16 protein-coding genes are annotated in these 16,287 nt (G+C 65.9%); 2 read left to right on the top strand and 14 right to left on the bottom strand.

Features of this window, described 5'->3' with window-relative positions; all coding sequences use genetic code 11:
• Positions 1-166: 166 nt before the first annotated feature.
• Complete coding sequence (locus AC1TQG_RS18680; RefSeq protein ID WP_482139336.1) at positions 167-1,351, top strand: alpha/beta fold hydrolase; 1,185 nt, start codon at positions 167-169, stop codon at positions 1,349-1,351.
• Here the strand turns inward: AC1TQG_RS18680 and pyrF are convergent.
• The 10 genes from pyrF to AC1TQG_RS18630 form a co-directional block, all read right to left on the bottom strand.
• Positions 1,276-2,097: an orotidine-5'-phosphate decarboxylase gene (gene pyrF / locus AC1TQG_RS18675; protein ID WP_482139335.1), complete on the bottom strand. Its 822-nt coding sequence runs from the start codon at positions 2,095-2,097 to the stop codon at positions 1,276-1,278. The genes AC1TQG_RS18680 and pyrF overlap by 76 nt on opposite strands.
• On the bottom strand, positions 2,098-5,433 hold the full coding sequence (carB, locus tag AC1TQG_RS18670; RefSeq protein ID WP_482139334.1) for a carbamoyl-phosphate synthase large subunit: 3,336 nt from the start codon (positions 5,431-5,433) through the stop codon (positions 2,098-2,100).
• The gene (gene carA, locus AC1TQG_RS18665; RefSeq protein ID WP_482139333.1) at positions 5,433-6,602 is read right to left on the bottom strand and encodes a glutamine-hydrolyzing carbamoyl-phosphate synthase small subunit; all 1,170 of its coding nucleotides are present in this window, start codon (positions 6,600-6,602) and stop codon (positions 5,433-5,435) included. The genes carB and carA overlap by 1 nt, the downstream gene beginning before the upstream one ends.
• On the bottom strand, positions 6,599-7,099 hold the full coding sequence (locus AC1TQG_RS18660) for a PH-like domain-containing protein (RefSeq protein ID WP_482139332.1): 501 nt from the start codon (positions 7,097-7,099) through the stop codon (positions 6,599-6,601). Before AC1TQG_RS18660 ends, carA begins: the two co-directional genes overlap by 4 nt.
• Positions 7,096-8,397: a dihydroorotase gene (locus AC1TQG_RS18655; RefSeq protein WP_482139331.1), complete on the bottom strand. Its 1,302-nt coding sequence runs from the start codon at positions 8,395-8,397 to the stop codon at positions 7,096-7,098. Before AC1TQG_RS18655 ends, AC1TQG_RS18660 begins: the two co-directional genes overlap by 4 nt.
• Positions 8,394-9,338, bottom strand: coding sequence for an aspartate carbamoyltransferase catalytic subunit (locus tag AC1TQG_RS18650; protein ID WP_482139330.1), 945 nt, complete (start codon positions 9,336-9,338; stop codon positions 8,394-8,396). Before AC1TQG_RS18650 ends, AC1TQG_RS18655 begins: the two co-directional genes overlap by 4 nt.
• Positions 9,335-9,916, bottom strand: a complete 582-nt coding sequence (gene pyrR / locus AC1TQG_RS18645) for a bifunctional pyr operon transcriptional regulator/uracil phosphoribosyltransferase PyrR (RefSeq protein ID WP_482139329.1) — start codon at positions 9,914-9,916, stop codon at positions 9,335-9,337. Before pyrR ends, AC1TQG_RS18650 begins: the two co-directional genes overlap by 4 nt.
• A gap of 128 nt (positions 9,917-10,044) precedes the next feature.
• Positions 10,045-10,515, bottom strand: a complete 471-nt coding sequence (nusB, locus tag AC1TQG_RS18640) for a transcription antitermination factor NusB (protein WP_482139328.1) — start codon at positions 10,513-10,515, stop codon at positions 10,045-10,047.
• A 5-nt stretch (positions 10,516-10,520) separates the two neighbouring features.
• Positions 10,521-11,084 carry an elongation factor P gene (gene efp / locus AC1TQG_RS18635; RefSeq protein WP_482139327.1) on the bottom strand — a complete coding sequence of 188 codons (564 nt, stop codon included), beginning with the start codon at positions 11,082-11,084 and terminating at the stop codon, positions 10,521-10,523.
• 72 nt (positions 11,085-11,156) lie between these two features.
• On the bottom strand, positions 11,157-12,272 hold the full coding sequence (locus AC1TQG_RS18630) for a M24 family metallopeptidase (protein WP_482139326.1): 1,116 nt from the start codon (positions 12,270-12,272) through the stop codon (positions 11,157-11,159).
• Positions 12,273-12,388: 116 nt separating this feature from the next.
• Here AC1TQG_RS18630 and AC1TQG_RS18625 point away from each other — a divergent pair, with 116 nt between their 5' ends.
• Positions 12,389-12,856, top strand: coding sequence for a B-4DMT family transporter (locus AC1TQG_RS18625; protein WP_482139325.1), 468 nt, complete (start codon positions 12,389-12,391; stop codon positions 12,854-12,856).
• Between the two features lie 81 nt (positions 12,857-12,937).
• Here the strand turns inward: AC1TQG_RS18625 and aroB are convergent, their stop codons facing one another.
• Genes aroB through AC1TQG_RS18605 form a run of 4 tightly spaced genes read right to left on the bottom strand, consistent with a single transcriptional unit; the run spans position 12,938 to position 16,217 of the window.
• A complete protein-coding gene (gene aroB / locus AC1TQG_RS18620; RefSeq protein ID WP_482139324.1) occupies positions 12,938-14,053 on the bottom strand; it encodes a 3-dehydroquinate synthase in 1,116 nt (371 codons plus the stop codon).
• Positions 14,050-14,574, bottom strand: coding sequence for a shikimate kinase (locus tag AC1TQG_RS18615; protein ID WP_482139323.1), 525 nt, complete (start codon positions 14,572-14,574; stop codon positions 14,050-14,052). The genes aroB and AC1TQG_RS18615 overlap by 4 nt, the downstream gene beginning before the upstream one ends.
• Positions 14,571-15,779 carry a chorismate synthase gene (gene aroC / locus AC1TQG_RS18610; protein ID WP_482139322.1) on the bottom strand — a complete coding sequence of 403 codons (1,209 nt, stop codon included), beginning with the start codon at positions 15,777-15,779 and terminating at the stop codon, positions 14,571-14,573. The genes AC1TQG_RS18615 and aroC overlap by 4 nt, the downstream gene beginning before the upstream one ends.
• Before the next feature lie 36 nt (positions 15,780-15,815).
• On the bottom strand, positions 15,816-16,217 hold the full coding sequence (locus AC1TQG_RS18605; RefSeq protein ID WP_482139321.1) for a prepilin peptidase: 402 nt from the start codon (positions 16,215-16,217) through the stop codon (positions 15,816-15,818).
• Positions 16,218-16,287: the final 70 nt, after the last annotated feature.

The raw sequence follows: 16,287 nt of genomic DNA, 5'->3' as shown, positions 1-16,287 counted from the left end.
CCAGGTCATCGAATTTTCGGGAACATGACGTACGTCACACTTGCGGTGCTGCTGTGACAGGAGTTCCTCCGCGGAAAATTTCTCAGATTCTTGCGCCTTGCGCGTGTCGGAGATGGGTTTGACCTGCGATGAGTAGCGCTCGGGCACGCTCGTGTTAGATGACGTCGTGATCGATCGACTACCCACCCCAGCGCGCAACCTCCTGCGATTGACGATCGGCGGAGGCATCCGCGCGCAGGTACAGAACCCACACACGACCCTGCATTCCGAGCACCACCGGGTGCTGCGTCGCTACGGCGACCTCGATGACCTCGACCGGGCCCGCGACGGAGGCGGCATCCCCGTGCTCCTGCTCCCGCCCCTGGCCGCACCAGCTTCCTGCTACGACCTCGAACCCGACCACTCGTACGTCGGCCACCTGCTGAGTCAGGGACGTATCCCCTACGTCGTCGACTACGGCGAGATGAATCGGTCCGACCGGGGCCTGGGCTTCGAGGGGTTCACCGACGACATCATCCCGCAGGCCATCGCCCGGGTACTGGCAGATTTCGATGGCCACAGCGGACAGATCGACCTCGTCGCATGGAGCCTGGGCGGCACCGTCGCACTACTGACGCTCGCCGCCGACGCGGCGCTGCCCGTCCGGTCGATCACCGCGATCGGAACGCCGCTGAACTACGGGCTCGTTCCTCCCTATCCGCTGGTCCGGAAGCTGACCCGCAGGACCGGTCCGCGGCCTGTCACAGCGACGCTGAGCGCCTTGCGGGGGATTCCTGCACCTCTGGTGCAGATCGCCTATCGCGGCACAGCGTGGCAGCGTGAGCTCAAGAAGCCCTGGTTCATCATGAACAACCTCTCGGACACCGAGACGCTCGCCCGGATGGAGGTGGTGAACCGATTCCAGCGCCGATTCCCGGGATACCCGGGCCGCTTGTCCGAGCAGATGTGGGAGCAGTTCATCTACCACGACGAGCTCGCCGGAGGCGTGGTCAACTTCGGTGACCGCCAGATCGACCTGACCACCATCACGGTGCCGGTTCAGCTGTTCGGCAGCCACCGGGACGTCATCGTTCCGTGGGCGGCGGCCCGGCACGGCGTCGAACTGCTCGCCGAGTCACCGCAGGTGCACTTCACCACGGTCGAGTCGAGCCACCTCGGTCTGATCGCGGGCCCGGACGCCAAGGCGCAGACCTGGCCGCGCATCGATGCGTTCCATAAAGCGCTGAGTGATCACGCCGCGCTGGATGATCTGGCGACCGTGCGCGATCAGGCCGATCAGGACAGCGCGGACTCGATCTCCGACGCGGTACGCAGCGCCGCGTCCCGCAGTGCAGGCACGTCCGGGCCGTAACGCAGAACCGCGCGAGAACTCGACGGCAGAATCCAGCCCAGGTCGCTGCCCGCGAAGACGACACGCAGATCCTCGGCGGTGGCGCCCTGGGCGCCGAGTCCGGGAGCAAGCACGGGTGCACACAGATCCGCGAGGTCCAGACCGTGCTCGCGGGTGGCACCGACCACCACGCCAACCGTCCCCGAGCCGTCGCTGTTGGCCGCGGCGGCCGCATCGACGATCTGCTGGGCCACGGTCAGACCCTCACGCTCGGCCAATTGCAGCGCAGCGCCTTCCGGGTTCGATGTCCGGGCCAGCACGAACACGCCGCGTCCCTGCGCGCGGGCGAGGTCGATCGCGGGCGACAGCGAACCGAAGCCGAGGTAGGGCGACACGGTCACCGCGTCGGCACACAACGGCGACGACGGGTCCAGCCAGGCCCGCGCGTAGGCGTCCATGGTCGATCCGATGTCGCCGCGTTTGGCGTCGGCGATCACCAGCGCTCCGGAGGCCCGGCAGCCGGCGATCACCGTTTCGAGTGCGGCGAACCCCTCCGAACCAAAAGCTTCGAAGAAGGCGACCTGCGGTTTGATCACGGCCACCGTGCCGGCCAGGGCCTCGACGCAGATGTCGCCGAAAGCCCTGACCCCGGCGCCGCTGACCGGCAGCCCCCACTGTTGCAGGAGCTCGGGATGCGGGTCGATGCCCGCACACAGGCGGCCGCGCTGCGCGACCACCTCCCGATACCGTGCACCGAAGGTGCTCACTCAGCCACCCAGCATCGAGCGGTGCCGCGCCTGCAGCGACAGCACACCCATCGCGCCGCCGAGTGCAGCCTCGATGCCCTGGATCGCAGCGCTGGCGCCCTGGACCGTGGTGATGCAAGGGATGTTCACAGACACCGCGGCACTGCGGATCTCGTATCCGTCGACACGCGGTCCCGAATTGCCGTACGGGGTGTTGATGACCATGCCGATCTCACCCGCGCGGATGAGGTCGACCACGGTCACCTCACCCTCGGGGCGGTCGGCGTCGGAGTGCTTGTACACCTGCGTGCAGGTGATCCCGTTGCGCCGCAAGACATGTGCGGTCCCCTCGGTGGCCAGGATCTCGAACCCGAGATCGGCAAGCCGCTTCACCGGGAAGACCAGCGCACGCTTGTCCTTGTTGGCAACCGAGACGAAGATCTTCCCTTCGAGCGGCAGCGAACCGTACGCGGCGGTCTGCGACTTGGCGAAGGCCCGGCCGAAATCGGCGTCGATGCCCATCACCTCACCGGTCGACTTCATCTCCGGGCTCAGCAGCGAATCGACGCCGCTGCCGTCGCTGCGGCGGAACCGGTTGAACGGCAGCACCGCTTCTTTGACCGCGATCGGTGCCGTGTCGGGCAACTCGGATCCGTCACCGGTCGCAGGCAACATCCCGTCGGCGCGCATCTCGGCGATGGTGGCGCCCAGCATGAGCCTGGCGCAGGCCTTGGCCAGTGGTACCGCAGTGGCCTTGGACACGAACGGCACCGTCCGGCTCGCCCGCGGGTTCGCCTCGAGGACGTACAGGATGTCGTCTTTCAAGGCGTACTGGACGTTGAGCAGTCCGCGCACCCCGATGCCCTTGGCCAGTGCCTCGGTGGACCGGCGGACGTTCTCGAGATCAGACTTGCCGAGCGTGATCGGCGGTAGCGCACACGCCGAGTCACCGGAGTGGATACCGGCCTCCTCGATGTGCTCCATGACGCCGCCGATGTAGCAGTCGGTGCCGTCGTAAAGGGCATCGACATCGATCTCGATGGCGTCCTCGAGGAAACGGTCGACAAGCACCGGATGGTCGGGGTTGATCTCCGTGGCGCGGGAGATGTATCCGTCGAGGGATTCCTCGTCGTAGACGATCTCCATGCCGCGGCCGCCGAGCACGTACGACGGGCGCACGAGCACCGGGTAACCGATGTCGCCTGCAATCTCCTTGGCCTCCTCGAAGGTGGTGGCCATGCCGTACTTCGCAGCGGGCAGGCCGGCTGCCTCGAGCACCTTGCCGAACTCGCCGCGATCCTCCGCGAGGTCGATGGCCTCGGGGCTGGTGCCAACGATCGGCACGCCCGCGGCCTGCAGGCGATGCGCCAACCCGAGCGGTGTCTGACCACCGAGCTGGACGATCACACCTGCGACGGTGCCCGACTCCGATTCGGCGCCGAACACCTCGAGCACGTCCTCAAACGTCAGCGGCTCGAAGTAGAGGCGGTCGGCGGTGTCGTAGTCGGTCGACACGGTTTCCGGGTTGCAGTTGACCATCACGGTCTCGTAGCCGACCTCGCTCAGCGTCAACGCGGCGTGGACGCACGAGTAGTCGAACTCGATGCCCTGTCCGATGCGGTTGGGACCCGATCCCAGGATCAGGACCTTGGGCCGCTCGGTTTGCGGCGCGACCTCCGACTTCGCTGCGGGATCGAGTTCGTACGTCGAGTAGTGGTACGGCGTGGCGGCCTCGAACTCGGCGGCGCAGGTGTCGACGGTCTTGTACACCGGGCGCACGTTCAGCGAGTGCCGCAGTTCGCGGACCGCACCCTCGTCGGCGAGGTCGTCGCGCAGTGCCGCCAGCTGACGGTCGGACAGACCATTGCTCTTCGCCAGGCGCAGCAGCGGCTCGTCGAGAACCTCCGCCGACCGGATGTCTTGTCCCAGTTGGTAGATGGCCTCGATCTCGGCCAGGAACCAGGGATCGATCTTCGTGGAATCGAAGAGCTGCTCGACGGTGGCGCCCAGCATGAATGCCTGCATGATCCCGTAGAGACGGCCGTCCTTGGGCACGCTCAGTCGCTCAAGCAATTCCGGCAGGGTCTCGGCAGGCCCGTCGGTCGCCGGTTCGGTCCAGAACCCGGCGGCCTTGGTCTCCAGCGAGCGCATGACCTTGCCCAGCGCCTCGGCGAACGAACGGCCAAGCGACATCGCCTCACCCACCGACTTCATGGTGGTGGTCAGCGTGTCATCGGCACCGGGGAACTTCTCGAACGCGAACCGCGGGGCCTTGACCACGACGTAGTCGAGGGTCGGCTCGAAGCAGGCCGGGGTCTTCTTGGTGATGTCGTTGACGATCTCGTCGAGCCGGTAACCAACCGCCAGCTTCGCCGCGATCTTCGCGATCGGGAAACCGGTGGCCTTCGACGCCAGCGCCGACGACCGGGACACCCGCGGGTTCATCTCGATGACGACCAGACGGCCGTCCGCAGGATCCATCGCGAACTGGATGTTGCAGCCACCGGTGTCGACGCCGACCTCACGGATGATGGCGATCGACAGGTCACGCATGTCCTGGTACTCACGGTCCGTCAGCGTCATCGCCGGAGCGACGGTCACCGAGTCGCCGGTGTGCACACCCACCGGGTCGACGTTCTCGATCGAGCAGACGACCACGACGTTGTCGGCACCGTCGCGCATCAATTCGAGCTCGTACTCTTTCCAGCCGAGGATCGACTCCTCGATGAGCACGTTGGCGGTCGGCGATGCCGAGAGTCCGCCACCGGCGATCCGGTTGAGGTCGGTCTCGTTGTAGGCCATCCCCGAACCGAGACCACCCATCGTGAAGGACGGGCGGACGACCACCGGATAGCCGAGATCGGCGACGGTCTCGTGGACCTGCTCCATCGTGTAGCAAACCGCGGAACGGGCGCTCTCGCCACCGACCTTGGCGACGATGTCCTTGAACTTCTGACGATCCTCACCACGCTGGATGGCGTCGAAATCGGCACCGATCAGTTCGATGTCGTATTTCTCCAGGATGCCCTCGTCGTGCAGTGCGACAGCAGCATTGAGAGCGGTCTGGCCACCCAACGTGGCCAGTACCGCATCGATCGGATATCCGGCGTCACGCTCGGCGACGATCACCTTCTCGATGTAGTCGGCGGTGATCGGCTCCACGTAGGTGGCGTCGGCGAACTCCGGGTCGGTCATGATCGTCGCCGGATTCGAGTTGACGAGACTCACGCGCAGACCTTCGGCGCGCAACACGCGACAGGCCTGGGTGCCGGAATAATCGAACTCACAGGCCTGACCGATGACGATCGGACCGGAACCGATGACCAGGACGTGCGATAGGTCGGAACGGCGGGGCATCAGGCACTAGCTCCTTGCAGAAGGGAAACGAACTTGTCGAACAGGTATGCGGCATCGTGCGGGCCTGCCGCCGCTTCTGGGTGGTACTGCACCGAGAACGCCTTGCCGCTGACCAGCTCCACGCCCTCGACGGCTCCGTCGTTGGCGCACGTATGGCTGATCCGGGCCCGGCCGAAGTCGGAGTCGAACTCCTCGCCTGCCTCACCCTCGAGTGCGAACCCATGGTTCTGCGCGGTGATCGACACCGCACCGGTCGCATGGTCGATGACCGGGATGTTGATGCCGCGGTGACCGAACTTCATCTTGTAGGTGTCGCGGCCCAGCGCTCGACCGAGGATCTGATTGCCGAAGCAGATCCCGAACAGCGGGATCCCTTCTCCCAGGACGTGGCGGGTCAGATCGACAGCGTGATTCGCGGTGGCCGGGTCACCCGGGCCGTTCGACAGGAACACACCGTCGGGGTTGATCGCGGCGATGGCGTCGGGGCTCGAACCGGCAGGGAGCACATGGACCCGGACGCCGCGCTTGGCGAACATCCGTGGGGTGTTGGTCTTGATACCGAGATCGATCGCCGCGACGGTGAAGCGGTGCTCGCCCTCGGGCTCGACGACGTAGCCGTCGGGTGTCGAGACCTCCCCTGCGAGGTTCGCGCCCTTCATCTCCGGGGCGTCGACAACACGCTTGAGCAGTTCGTCGGCACCGGCGAGTGCGTCACCGGAGAAGATCCCGGCTCGCATCGATCCGTGATCGCGCAGGGTGCGGACGACGGTGCGGGTGTCGATACCGGCGATGCCGACGATCCCCTGCTCGACCAGTTCGTCTTCGAGCGAGGACGTGGCCCGCCAGCTCGAGACCCGGCGGGTGGGGTTACGGACCGCGTAACCGCTCACCCAGATCTTCCCGGAATCGTCGCCGCGTTCTCCGGCTCTGCCGGCCCGGCTTTCACCGTCTTCTTTGTTCCAGCCGGTGTTGCCGATCTGCGGCGCGGTCGCCACGACGATCTGCCGGTGGTAACTGGGATCGGTGAGCGTCTCCTGGTACCCGGTCATCGCGGTACAGAAGACGGCTTCACCAAGGGTCTGTCCCAGTGCGCCGTATCCGGTTCCGGTGTAACGCTCGCCGTTCTCAAGAACCAGCACCGCTGGCGTTGCCCGGTTTGGCTGTGTCACTGCTTTTTTCCGTCCTGCTCGAGAGGTTTGACCCATTGCGGGTAGATGGATTTGTCGTCCGCGCGGATGCCGGAGTCGATCTCGGTTCCCGACGGCAGCAGCCATCGGATCACCAGTACGCCGTCCGCCGTCATTACTTTTCCGGCCAGTCCGCGTTCGGTCCTGATCGCGGTGATCTGGTCGGCGGGGATCCAGATCGGGTTGGCGCCGCGTCGTTCGATCAGGATTCCGCCGTCGTAACGGCTGATGTCGGCGGTCGCGCGGTCGCCGTAGTCGCCGACGGCGACGCGGTCCTGCCAACTCGGCGCGATGGTCGATCCGACATAGAGCCCTGAGTGCGGTCCGAGCCGGCGGGGACCGAGGTCGGCAGGCACTTCGGGGAACGCCCCGAGCATCTGCTCCTGGCGGCGCCCACGCCCACGCCAGCCCAGGATCATCAGACCGACGATCCCGCACCAGGCCAGGACCACGATCAGGACAACCACGACGCCGGTCATCTCGGCGACCTGACCTTGCCGCCGTTGTTGGTTATCTCGCCCCGCAGCACCGTGGCGATCACGGTGCCGGGCAGGGTGAGTCCGTCGAACGGTGAGTTCGCCGACAGGCTGGCCAGTGCGTCGGACTGCACGGTCCACTCGGTGTCCGGGTCGACCAGTGCCAGGTTGGCGGGTTCGCCTGCGGCGATCGGACGGCCGTGGTCCGGCAGACCGGTGATCTGCGCCGGACGTTCACTCATCACCGCGGCCACTCCGCGCCAGTCCAGCAGACCCGGGTTGACCATCGTCTCGATCACGATCGAGAGCGCGGTCTGCAGTCCGAGCATGCCGGGGCGGGCGTTGGCGAACTCACAGCATTTCTCTTGCGCCGCATGGGGTGCATGGTCGGTGGCGACGCAGTCGATGATCCCGTCGGCCAGAGCCGCTCGGAGCGCGACCTTGTCCCGGCCTTCGCGCAGTGGCGGATTCACCTTGTTGACGGCGTCGTATGTCTCCAGCCGGCTGTCGTCGAGGAGCAGGTGATGCGGTGTGACCTCGGCGGTGATCGAGATGCCCTGTCCACGCGCCCATTTCAACAATTCGACGGTGCCCTCGGTGGACGCATGGCAGATGTGGACCCGGGTCCCGGCGTCTCGGGCCAGCAGCGCATCGCGGGCGACGATCGATTCTTCGGCCGCGCGTGGCCAGCCGCTCAGTCCCAGACGGGCGGCCGTGGCGCCCTCGTGCGCGATCGCGCCCTTGGTCAGGCGTGGTTCTTCGGCGTGCTGGGCGATCAGGACATCGAGGCCCTTGGCGTACTCGAGGGCCCGGCGCATCAGCAGCGGGTCGTCGACGCATTTGCCGTCGTCGCTGAACATCCGCACGCCGGCCGCACCGGCGGCCATCGCGCCCATCTCGGCGAGCTGCTTGCCCTCCAGGCCCACCGTGATCGCGCCGACCGGGTGCACGTCGACGAGTCCGACCTCCTGGCCACGCCGCCAGACGTAGTCGGTGATGACCGGGCTGTCCGCGACCGGGTCGGTGTTCGCCATCGCGAAGACCGCGGTGTAACCACCGAGTGCGGCTGCCGCCGAACCGGTTTCGATCGTCTCGGTGTCTTCACGGCCGGGTTCGCGCAGATGCGTGTGCATGTCGACGAATCCGGGCAGTATGACCGCGCCGGCACCATCGAGCACATCAACGCCGGCGTCGGCCGTCAGGTCGGCCCCGATCTCGGCGATGTCACCGGCCCGGACGAGAATGTCGACGATCTCACCCCCGTACGGCCGTACGTTGCGGATCAGCAGGTCGCCGCTCACGCCACACCCTCACTCTCGGTTCCGACCAGCAGCGTGAAAAGCACTGCCATTCGCATATGAACTCCATTGGAAACCTGTTGCAGCACAGTCGACTTCGATGAGTCGGCGACGGAAAAGCCGATCTCCATGCCGCGCAACATCGGACCGGGATGCAGCACCACGGCGTGATCGGCCAACAGCGCCGCCCGCCGATCGGACAGCCCGTATCGGATCGAATACTCGCGCGCCGACGGGAAGAATCCGCCGTTCATCCGCTCGGCCTGCACGCGCAGCAGCATCACCGCGTCCACCGCCGCGAGTTCGGCGTCAAGGCTGTGCGAGATCTCCACGGGCCAGGATTCGACACCGACCGGGAGCAGGGTCGGCGGCGCCACCAGCACCACCTGGGCACCGAGGGTGGCCAGGAGATGGGCATTGGACCGCGCCACCCGCGAGTGCAGGATGTCGCCCACGATCGCAATCCGCCTGCCTTTCAGCGAACCGAGTCGCTGCCGCAGGGTCAGGGCGTCGAGCAGTGCCTGTGTCGGGTGTTCGTGGGTGCCGTCACCGGCATTGATCACCGACGGACCCGGGCCATCCTCGGAGGTCCACTGGGCGATCTGGTGCGCCGCACCGGACGCCGGATGGCGGACGATGAGCGCGTCGGCACCGGCGGCGCGCAGGGTCTTGGCCGTGTCGCGCAACGACTCGCCCTTGTTCACCGACGAGCTCGACGCACTGACGTTGATCACGTCGGCGCTCATCCACTTGCCGGCGACCTCGAACGAAACCCTTGTGCGCGTGGAGTTCTCATAGAAGACGGTCATGATGGTGCGACCCCGCAGCGTCGGGAGCTTACGGATCTCCCGACCGACAAGCGCCTGCTCGAAGCGTTCGGCCTCGTCGAGCATCTCGGTGGCCACGTCTGCGCTCAGGTCATCGACGGACAGCAGGTGCTTCATGCACTCTCCCCTGCCCGCAGGACGACCCGGTCGACACCGTCGTGTTCACGCATGTGGACCTGGACGTCTTCGCTCCGCGAGGTCGGGATGTTCTTGCCGACATAATCCGCACGCAGCGGCAATTCGCGGTGACCGCGATCCACCAGTACCGCGAGCTGAACGGCCGCCGGGCGACCCAGATCACGGAGGGCGTCGAGGGCGGCCCGCACGGTCCGTCCGGAATACAGGACGTCGTCGACGAGCACCACGAGAGCGCCATCGACACCGCCTGCCGGAACCGCGGTGGATTCGAGAGCACGATGCGGCTTGGCGCGTAGGTCGTCGCGATACAGGGTGATGTCGAGGTAACCGACGGGAACCTGAACACCCGCGAACTCGGCGATGTTCGCCGCCAGGCGCCGCGCGAGGAAGATGCCCCGAGTCGGGATTCCGATGATGACAACCCGTGGTGAATCGGGGCTGTCGAGAGCTGTCTTTTCGATGATCTGATGCGCTATCCGCGCAATGGTCCTACCGACATCGGCGTCGTCGAGTAATTCACGACCCGCGTCGGTACCGTCGCTTTGTTGAGCTGGCACGGTTATCGGGACCTCCTTCTCCGCCTCTCGGGACGGATCGTTAAAGGATGTCGGCCACTGCAATGGTGGCCGACATCATTAGCACCGGCCACCATCGCAATTTCACCGCAAACACTATCAGGTGAGGCTCAGGCCTCCGGCGAGCGCGGTTCCGGTGTCTCGAGTGACGCCCGCACCTGCGGTGCCAGCAGCACGATCCGGCCGAGCACGCCGTTCACAAACGCCGGCGAATCATCCGTGGACAACTCTTTGGCCAGTTCGACGGCCTCGTCGACGACGACCATCGTGGGGACGTCGTTGGTGTTGAACAGCTCCCAGGTGGCCAGTCGCAGGATGGCGCGGTCGACCGCGGGCAGCCGCGGAAGTGTCCACTCATTCAGGTGCGACGCGATCACCGCGTCGATCTGCGCGGTGTCACCGGCGATACCTTCGATGATCTGGGCGGTGTAGTCATTGATCTTGCCGACGCTGTCGTCGGTGGCCGCCAGCTCACGACGCTGGGCGATCAGCTCGACGGGTGAGCAGTTCTTGACCTCTGCCTCGAACAGCAGATCGACGGCACGCTTGCGTGCCTTGTGTCGGGTACCGGGCTTTTTCACCAGCGTCAGGAGTTGACGCGGCCGAGGTAGCTGCCGTCGCGCGAGTCGACCTTCAGCTTGTCCCCGGTGTTGATGAACAGCGGGACCTGGATCTCGGCGCCGGTTTCGAGCGTCGCCGGCTTGGTGCCACCGGTCGATCGGTCGCCCTGGACGCCGGGGTCGGTCTGTGCGACGACGATCTCCACCGTGACCGGGAGCTCGACGTACAGCGGGACACCCTCATGGGTGGCGACCTGGACCCGCATGTTCTCCAACATGAACTTCGCGCCGTCACCGACGGTCTCCGGGCTGACGTTGAGCTGCTCGAAGGTGTCGCCGTCCATGAAGACGAAGTCCTGGCCGTCGTTGTAGAGGTAGGTCATGTCGCGGCGGTCGACCGTTGCGGTCTCGACCTTCACACCGGCGTTGAACGTCTTGTCGACGGTCTTACCCGACAGCACGTTCTTGATCTTGGTTCGGACAAACGCCGGGCCCTTGCCGGGCTTGACGTGCTGGAACTCGAGGATCTGCCACAGCTGACCCTCCATGTTCAGCACGAGGCCGTTTTTGAAATCCGAGGTGTTTGCCACGTTCTTGTTCTTCCTCTCGAGCTGCGGGCGGATGGTTCCACTCGCAACTGCTGTGCTGGGCGCCGGAGCGCGTCAGATGACGGTGAATGTCTTGTCGGTGGTGGTGAGCAGTTCGGGATCGCCGTCGCGGACCACAAGGGTGTCTTCGATCCTGACGCCACCTCGGCCCGGCAGGTAAATCCCGGGCTCCACGGTCACCGCTGCACCGCATGGCAGTGTACCCGTGCTCAACGCGCCGATAGACGGCGCTTCATGTATCTGCAGTCCGACGCCATGGCCGAGGCCGTGCACGTAATAGTCACCGAAGCCGGCCTCGTCGATGATCGACCGGGCCGCAGCGTCGACGCCCACCGCCTCGACACCGGGCTCGAGCGCGTCGCGACCGGCTTTCTGCGCCGTCGCGACGATGTCGTAGATGTCACGCTGCCAGGACTCGGACGATTCGAGCACATAGGTCCGCGTCATATCCGAGTGGTAGCCGGCGACTACGGCCCCGAAGTCGATCTTCAGCAGGTCACCCGAGCTCAACTCGGCGTCGGTCGGCCGGTGATGCGGTACCGCCGAGTTGGCGCCGGTGGCCACGATCGTCTCGAACGACACCGCGTCGGCGCCCCGCTCGAACATCGCCCATTCCAGTGCGCGCGCAACCTTGCGCTCGGTGTTGCCCGGCACCAGCACCCCTGCTGTGATGATGTCCGCGAGAGCCAGGTCGGCCGCCTGGCAGGCGGTGCGGATCTGCTCGATCTCGAACTCGTCTTTGACGATGCGCAGCTCTTCGACGAGCGGCGTCACCGGGACCAGCGTCTCGGAACCACCGAGCAGCGGCAGCAGTCGCTGATGGGTCGCCACCGTCACCACATGCTTCTCGAATCCGATCCGGGCGCCCGAGCCGACCAGGTACTCGATCAAGGCGCGCGGGCAGTCCCGGTTGATGATCGCGGTCAGATCGGGGGCCTGTTCGGCCACCTGCGTGATGTAGCGGCCGTCGGTGGCGATCCGATCATCGCCTGCGGCGGTGATCACCACACCACCGTTCGAACCGGTGAATCCGGTGAGATACCGCACATTGACCAGGTCGGTGATCAGGAGGGCGTCAACGCCTGCCCCACTGAGCAGCGCGCGCAGCCGGTCACGACGCGCCGATTCCGCAGTTGGGCCGAGGTCGGTGACCACTCGTTCAACAGTCATGAAAGCCAGGCTAGTTCAGTGGTCGGTTCGCGCGCGGTTCCACGATCAACTCGGACACCGCGTTCGTTTTGTGGCCCCTGCCACATGAACACGTTCCACATCGGTACTCTGCTCACATGGTTGCGTGGCTGTTACGTGGTTTGGTGATGTCGGCGGTGCACATCGGTGCCCGGGTCCTGCTGGGGCTGGCCATTGTGGCCTGGCCCCTGGACTCAAATTATTGGAAGACGATCGCCATCGCCGGCGTGGTGTTGGTGGCGCTGATCTGGGGTGGCATAGACGGTCTGATCGACGGTCACGCACATGCCGATCCCGACGACTACAACGACCTCACGATGCGCTGGCTCAAGGCCGGACTCCTCACCGGACTCATCAGTGCCGTTGTCTGCTGGATCCTCGGCAACTGGGTGATGTCCGGGATCGGCGAGAACTCGCTGGCCATCGAGATCTTTGCCGGCGGCTCGTTCACGACTCTGCTGGTGTTCGTCCCCGCCCTCGTCGGCGCTGCGGTCGGCCGGTTCCTCACCCGCCGCCAGCACCGCAAGAACGAGGCCAAGGCGCACGACCAGAACGCCTACGCCTGACCCCAAACGCTCCGGATATACGAGGACGCTCCACAAATATGTGGAGCGTCCTCGTATATCCGGAGCGTTTGCGGGTGGGGGCTAGAGCAGGACCGCACCGTTGGTCGGTTCGTCCTTGGCGACGGTGGAGTACGCCGCCGCGAGCAGAGCCGGATCGGGAGCTTCCAGACGTCCCGGCTTGGTCAGGCCGTCGAGGACGACGAATCGCAGCATGCCCGAACGGTTCTTCTTGTCACCCGCCATGCCCTTGAGGAGATCGGGGAAGGCGTCGGCGTCGTATCCGACCGGCAGTCCGACACTCTCGAGCACGCTGCGGTGCCGGTCGGCGGTGGCATCGTCGAGGCGTCCGGCGAGTCTGCCGAGTTCGGCGGCGTAGACCAGCCCAACCGATACCGCAGCACCGTGGCGCCACTTGTACTTTTCGCGCCGCTCGATGGCGTGGCCGAGGGTGTGTCCGTAGTTGAGGATCTCGCGCAGCGACGATTCCCGCAGATCGGCCGCAACCACTTCGGCCTTGACCCGCACGGACCGCTCGATCAGTTCCGGCAGGATCGGGCCGGTCGGGTCGAGCGCGGCCTGCGGATCGGCTTCGATCAGGTCCAGAATCACCGGATCGGCGATGAAACCGGTCTTGATGACCTCGGCCATGCCGGCGATGATCTCGTTGCGCGGAACGGTTTCCAGTGTCGCGATGTCGATGAGTACGGCCCGCGGTTCGTGGAACGACCCGACGAGGTTCTTGCCTGCCTCGGTGTTGATGCCGGTCTTGCCGCCCACCGCGGCGTCGACCATCGCCAGCAGAGTGGTCGGGACGTGGACGACCGGGATTCCGCGCATCCAGGTGGCAGCGACGAATCCGGACAGATCGGTGGCCGCTCCACCACCGAGTGAGATCACCACGTCGTTGCGCTTCATGCCGATCCGGCCGAAGACCTCCCAGCAGAACGAGGCAACCGACAATTCTTTGCCTGCCTCGGCATCGGGGATCTCGATCCGGTGCGCATTGAAGTTGTTCTCGTCCAGCGTCTTCCGGATGACCTCGGCGGTCTCGGCGAGAGATGGCTGGTACAGGATGGCCACCGAATCGGCGCCGGCGACGGACTCGACCAGTTCGGTCAGCAGCCCGCGGCCGATGATGACCTCGTAGGGACTCTCACTGTTCACCGGTACGCGGATGGGTGCGGCTTGCTCGGTCACTTGGTGGCCTCCTGCTCGGTCAGTTGGGTGATGATCTCGTCGGCGACCACACGCTGATGCGGGTGCGCATCCACCACGATCGTGGCGGCGCCCTGGTAGATCGAATCTCGTTGTGCCAGCAGGTCTCGATACGCCTGCTTGGGGTTGTCCACTTTCAGGAGCGGCCGACTGGAGTTCGCAACCCGCGAAAAACCTTGCTCGGCATCGACTCTGAGGTAGACAACCGGGTGTCCGGTGAGTAGCTCGCGGGTGGCCGCCGTCAGGATGGCGCCGCCGCCCAGCGACAGCACACCGGTGTGGGTGCGCAGCAGATCGGCGACGATCTCGCGTTCGTATTCACGGAATGCCTCTTCACCGTCGGTGAAGATCTCCGGGATGGTCCGGCCGCTTCGGCGCTCGATCTCGGCGTCGCTGTCTTTCCACTCGCAACCCAGGACGCGCGCGAGCTGTTGTCCGACCGTGGTCTTGCCCGAGCCCATGAAGCCGATGAGCACCACCCGCGGGCCGGTCGACCCCGTCACGACGAAGGCAGGTGTGCGGCCACACGCTTGAGGTAGCCGGCGAGGTTGTCCCCGGTCTCGACGGCCGAATCGCCACCGAACTTTTCCAGGGCCGCCTGCGCCAGGACCAGTGCCACCATCGACTCGGCGACCACACCCGCCGCCGGAACTGCACAGACGTCCGAGCGCTGGTGGATGGCCGTGGCCTGTTCACCGGTGGTCATGTCCATGGTCGAAAGCGCCTTCGGCACTGTGGAAATCGGCTTCATCGCGGCCCGGACCCGGAGGGACTCACCGTTGGTCATGCCGCCTTCGAGCCCACCGGCACGGTTGGTCGACCGCACCGCGCCACCTGGACCGGGGATCATCTCGTCGTGTGCGGCGCTGCCGCGACGGCGAGCGGTCTCGAATCCGTCGCCGACCTCGACACCCTTGATGGCCTGGATACCCATCAGCGCACCGGCCAACCGCGAATCGAGACGACGATCGCCACTGACATGCGAACCCAGACCAACGGGCACACCCGTCGCGACCACCTCGACAACACCGCCGAGGGTGTCGCCATCGCGTTTTGCCGCTTCGATCTCGGCGATCATCGAAGCCTGCGCCGCGGTCGAGTAGGCCCGAACCGGGCTGGCGTCGATCTGCTCGAGGTCGGCGTAGACCGGGGCGGCACCGATGTAGGGGTCGGAGGCTCCGATGGAGATCACGTGCGACAGCACCTCGATACCGAGGACCTGACGCAGGAAGTTACGGGCGACCGTGCCGATCGCAACGCGGGCAGCGGTCTCGCGGGCGCTGGCCCGTTCCAGGACCGGACGGGCATCGTCGAAGCCGTACTTCAACATGCCGGAGTAGTCGGCGTGGCCGGGTCGCGGCCGGGTGAGCGGCGCATTCCGGGCGATGCCTTCGAGTTCTTCGGCCGGGACCGGATCGGCAGACATCACGGTCTCCCACTTGGGCCACTCCGTGTTGCCGATCTCGATGGCGATCGGTCCGCCCATCGTCAAACCGTGGCGAACACCACCGACCAGGGTGACCTGGTCGGCCTCGAACTTCATCCGCGCACCCCGTCCATAACCAAGACGGCGGCGGGCCAATTGGTCAGCAACCTGCGACGAGGTCACCTCGACACCGGCCACCATCCCTTCCAGGACGGCTACCAGTGCGGGACCATGGGATTCTCCGGCAGTACTCCAGCGCAACACAGTTCCCAATTGTTCCACGCCCATCAACATGTGCTGTCACCAGATCCCCTGCCGTCACCAGAGGCCACAGCAGAGCGCCGCGGACGCACACAGCGCCGGTCCGTGTGCCGTACCGCGTGAGCGACCGTCACCCGTACGGCAGATCAGAACCTGTCCGAGCGTCAACATCTGCGCGAGCAACACCAAGACCGTTGCAGTGGCGAGCGAACCGGCCATCGCGCCGACCACCACGGCCAACTTCACATCACCACCGCCGCAGCCCCCGAACCAGAACGCGATCAGGTAGATGACACCGGCCACCAGCAGGCCGGCGCCCGCGCCGGGGGCGATGATCGTGCCTGCGATGGCACCGAGCACACCGGGTAGGACCACACCGTTCGGCAGGCGGCGGGTTCGCACGTCGACTCCGGCCAGCGCCACAAACCAGAACCCCACGATCCCGACAACAAGCTGCATTCACCCACCCTCGCGCAGCCGCACCAACTGTCGGGGCCACCGGCAGCCCGATTGTGGATGGGCACCGACT

The organism is Williamsia sp. Y844, assembly GCF_056786475.1.
Note: the sequence above shows the minus strand (reverse complement) of the source record. Positions and strands in the feature narration are given on the sequence as shown.

Excerpts from the sequence above, each read along its gene's own strand:
- carB (WP_482139334.1), bottom strand. The coding sequence starts at position 5,433 with ATGCCCCGCCGTTCCGACCTATCGCACGTCCTGGTCATCGGTTCCGGT.
- AC1TQG_RS18660 (WP_482139332.1), bottom strand. The coding sequence starts at position 7,099 with ATGACCGGCGTCGTGGTTGTCCTGATCGTGGTCCTGGCCTGGTGCGGG.
- AC1TQG_RS18650 (WP_482139330.1), bottom strand. The coding sequence starts at position 9,338 with ATGAAGCACCTGCTGTCCGTCGATGACCTGAGCGCAGACGTGGCCACC.
- AC1TQG_RS18630 (WP_482139326.1), bottom strand. The coding sequence starts at position 12,272 with ATGACTGTTGAACGAGTGGTCACCGACCTCGGCCCAACTGCGGAATCG.
- AC1TQG_RS18625 (WP_482139325.1), top strand. The coding sequence starts at position 12,389 with ATGGTTGCGTGGCTGTTACGTGGTTTGGTGATGTCGGCGGTGCACATC.
- AC1TQG_RS18605 (WP_482139321.1), bottom strand. The coding sequence starts at position 16,217 with ATGCAGCTTGTTGTCGGGATCGTGGGGTTCTGGTTTGTGGCGCTGGCC.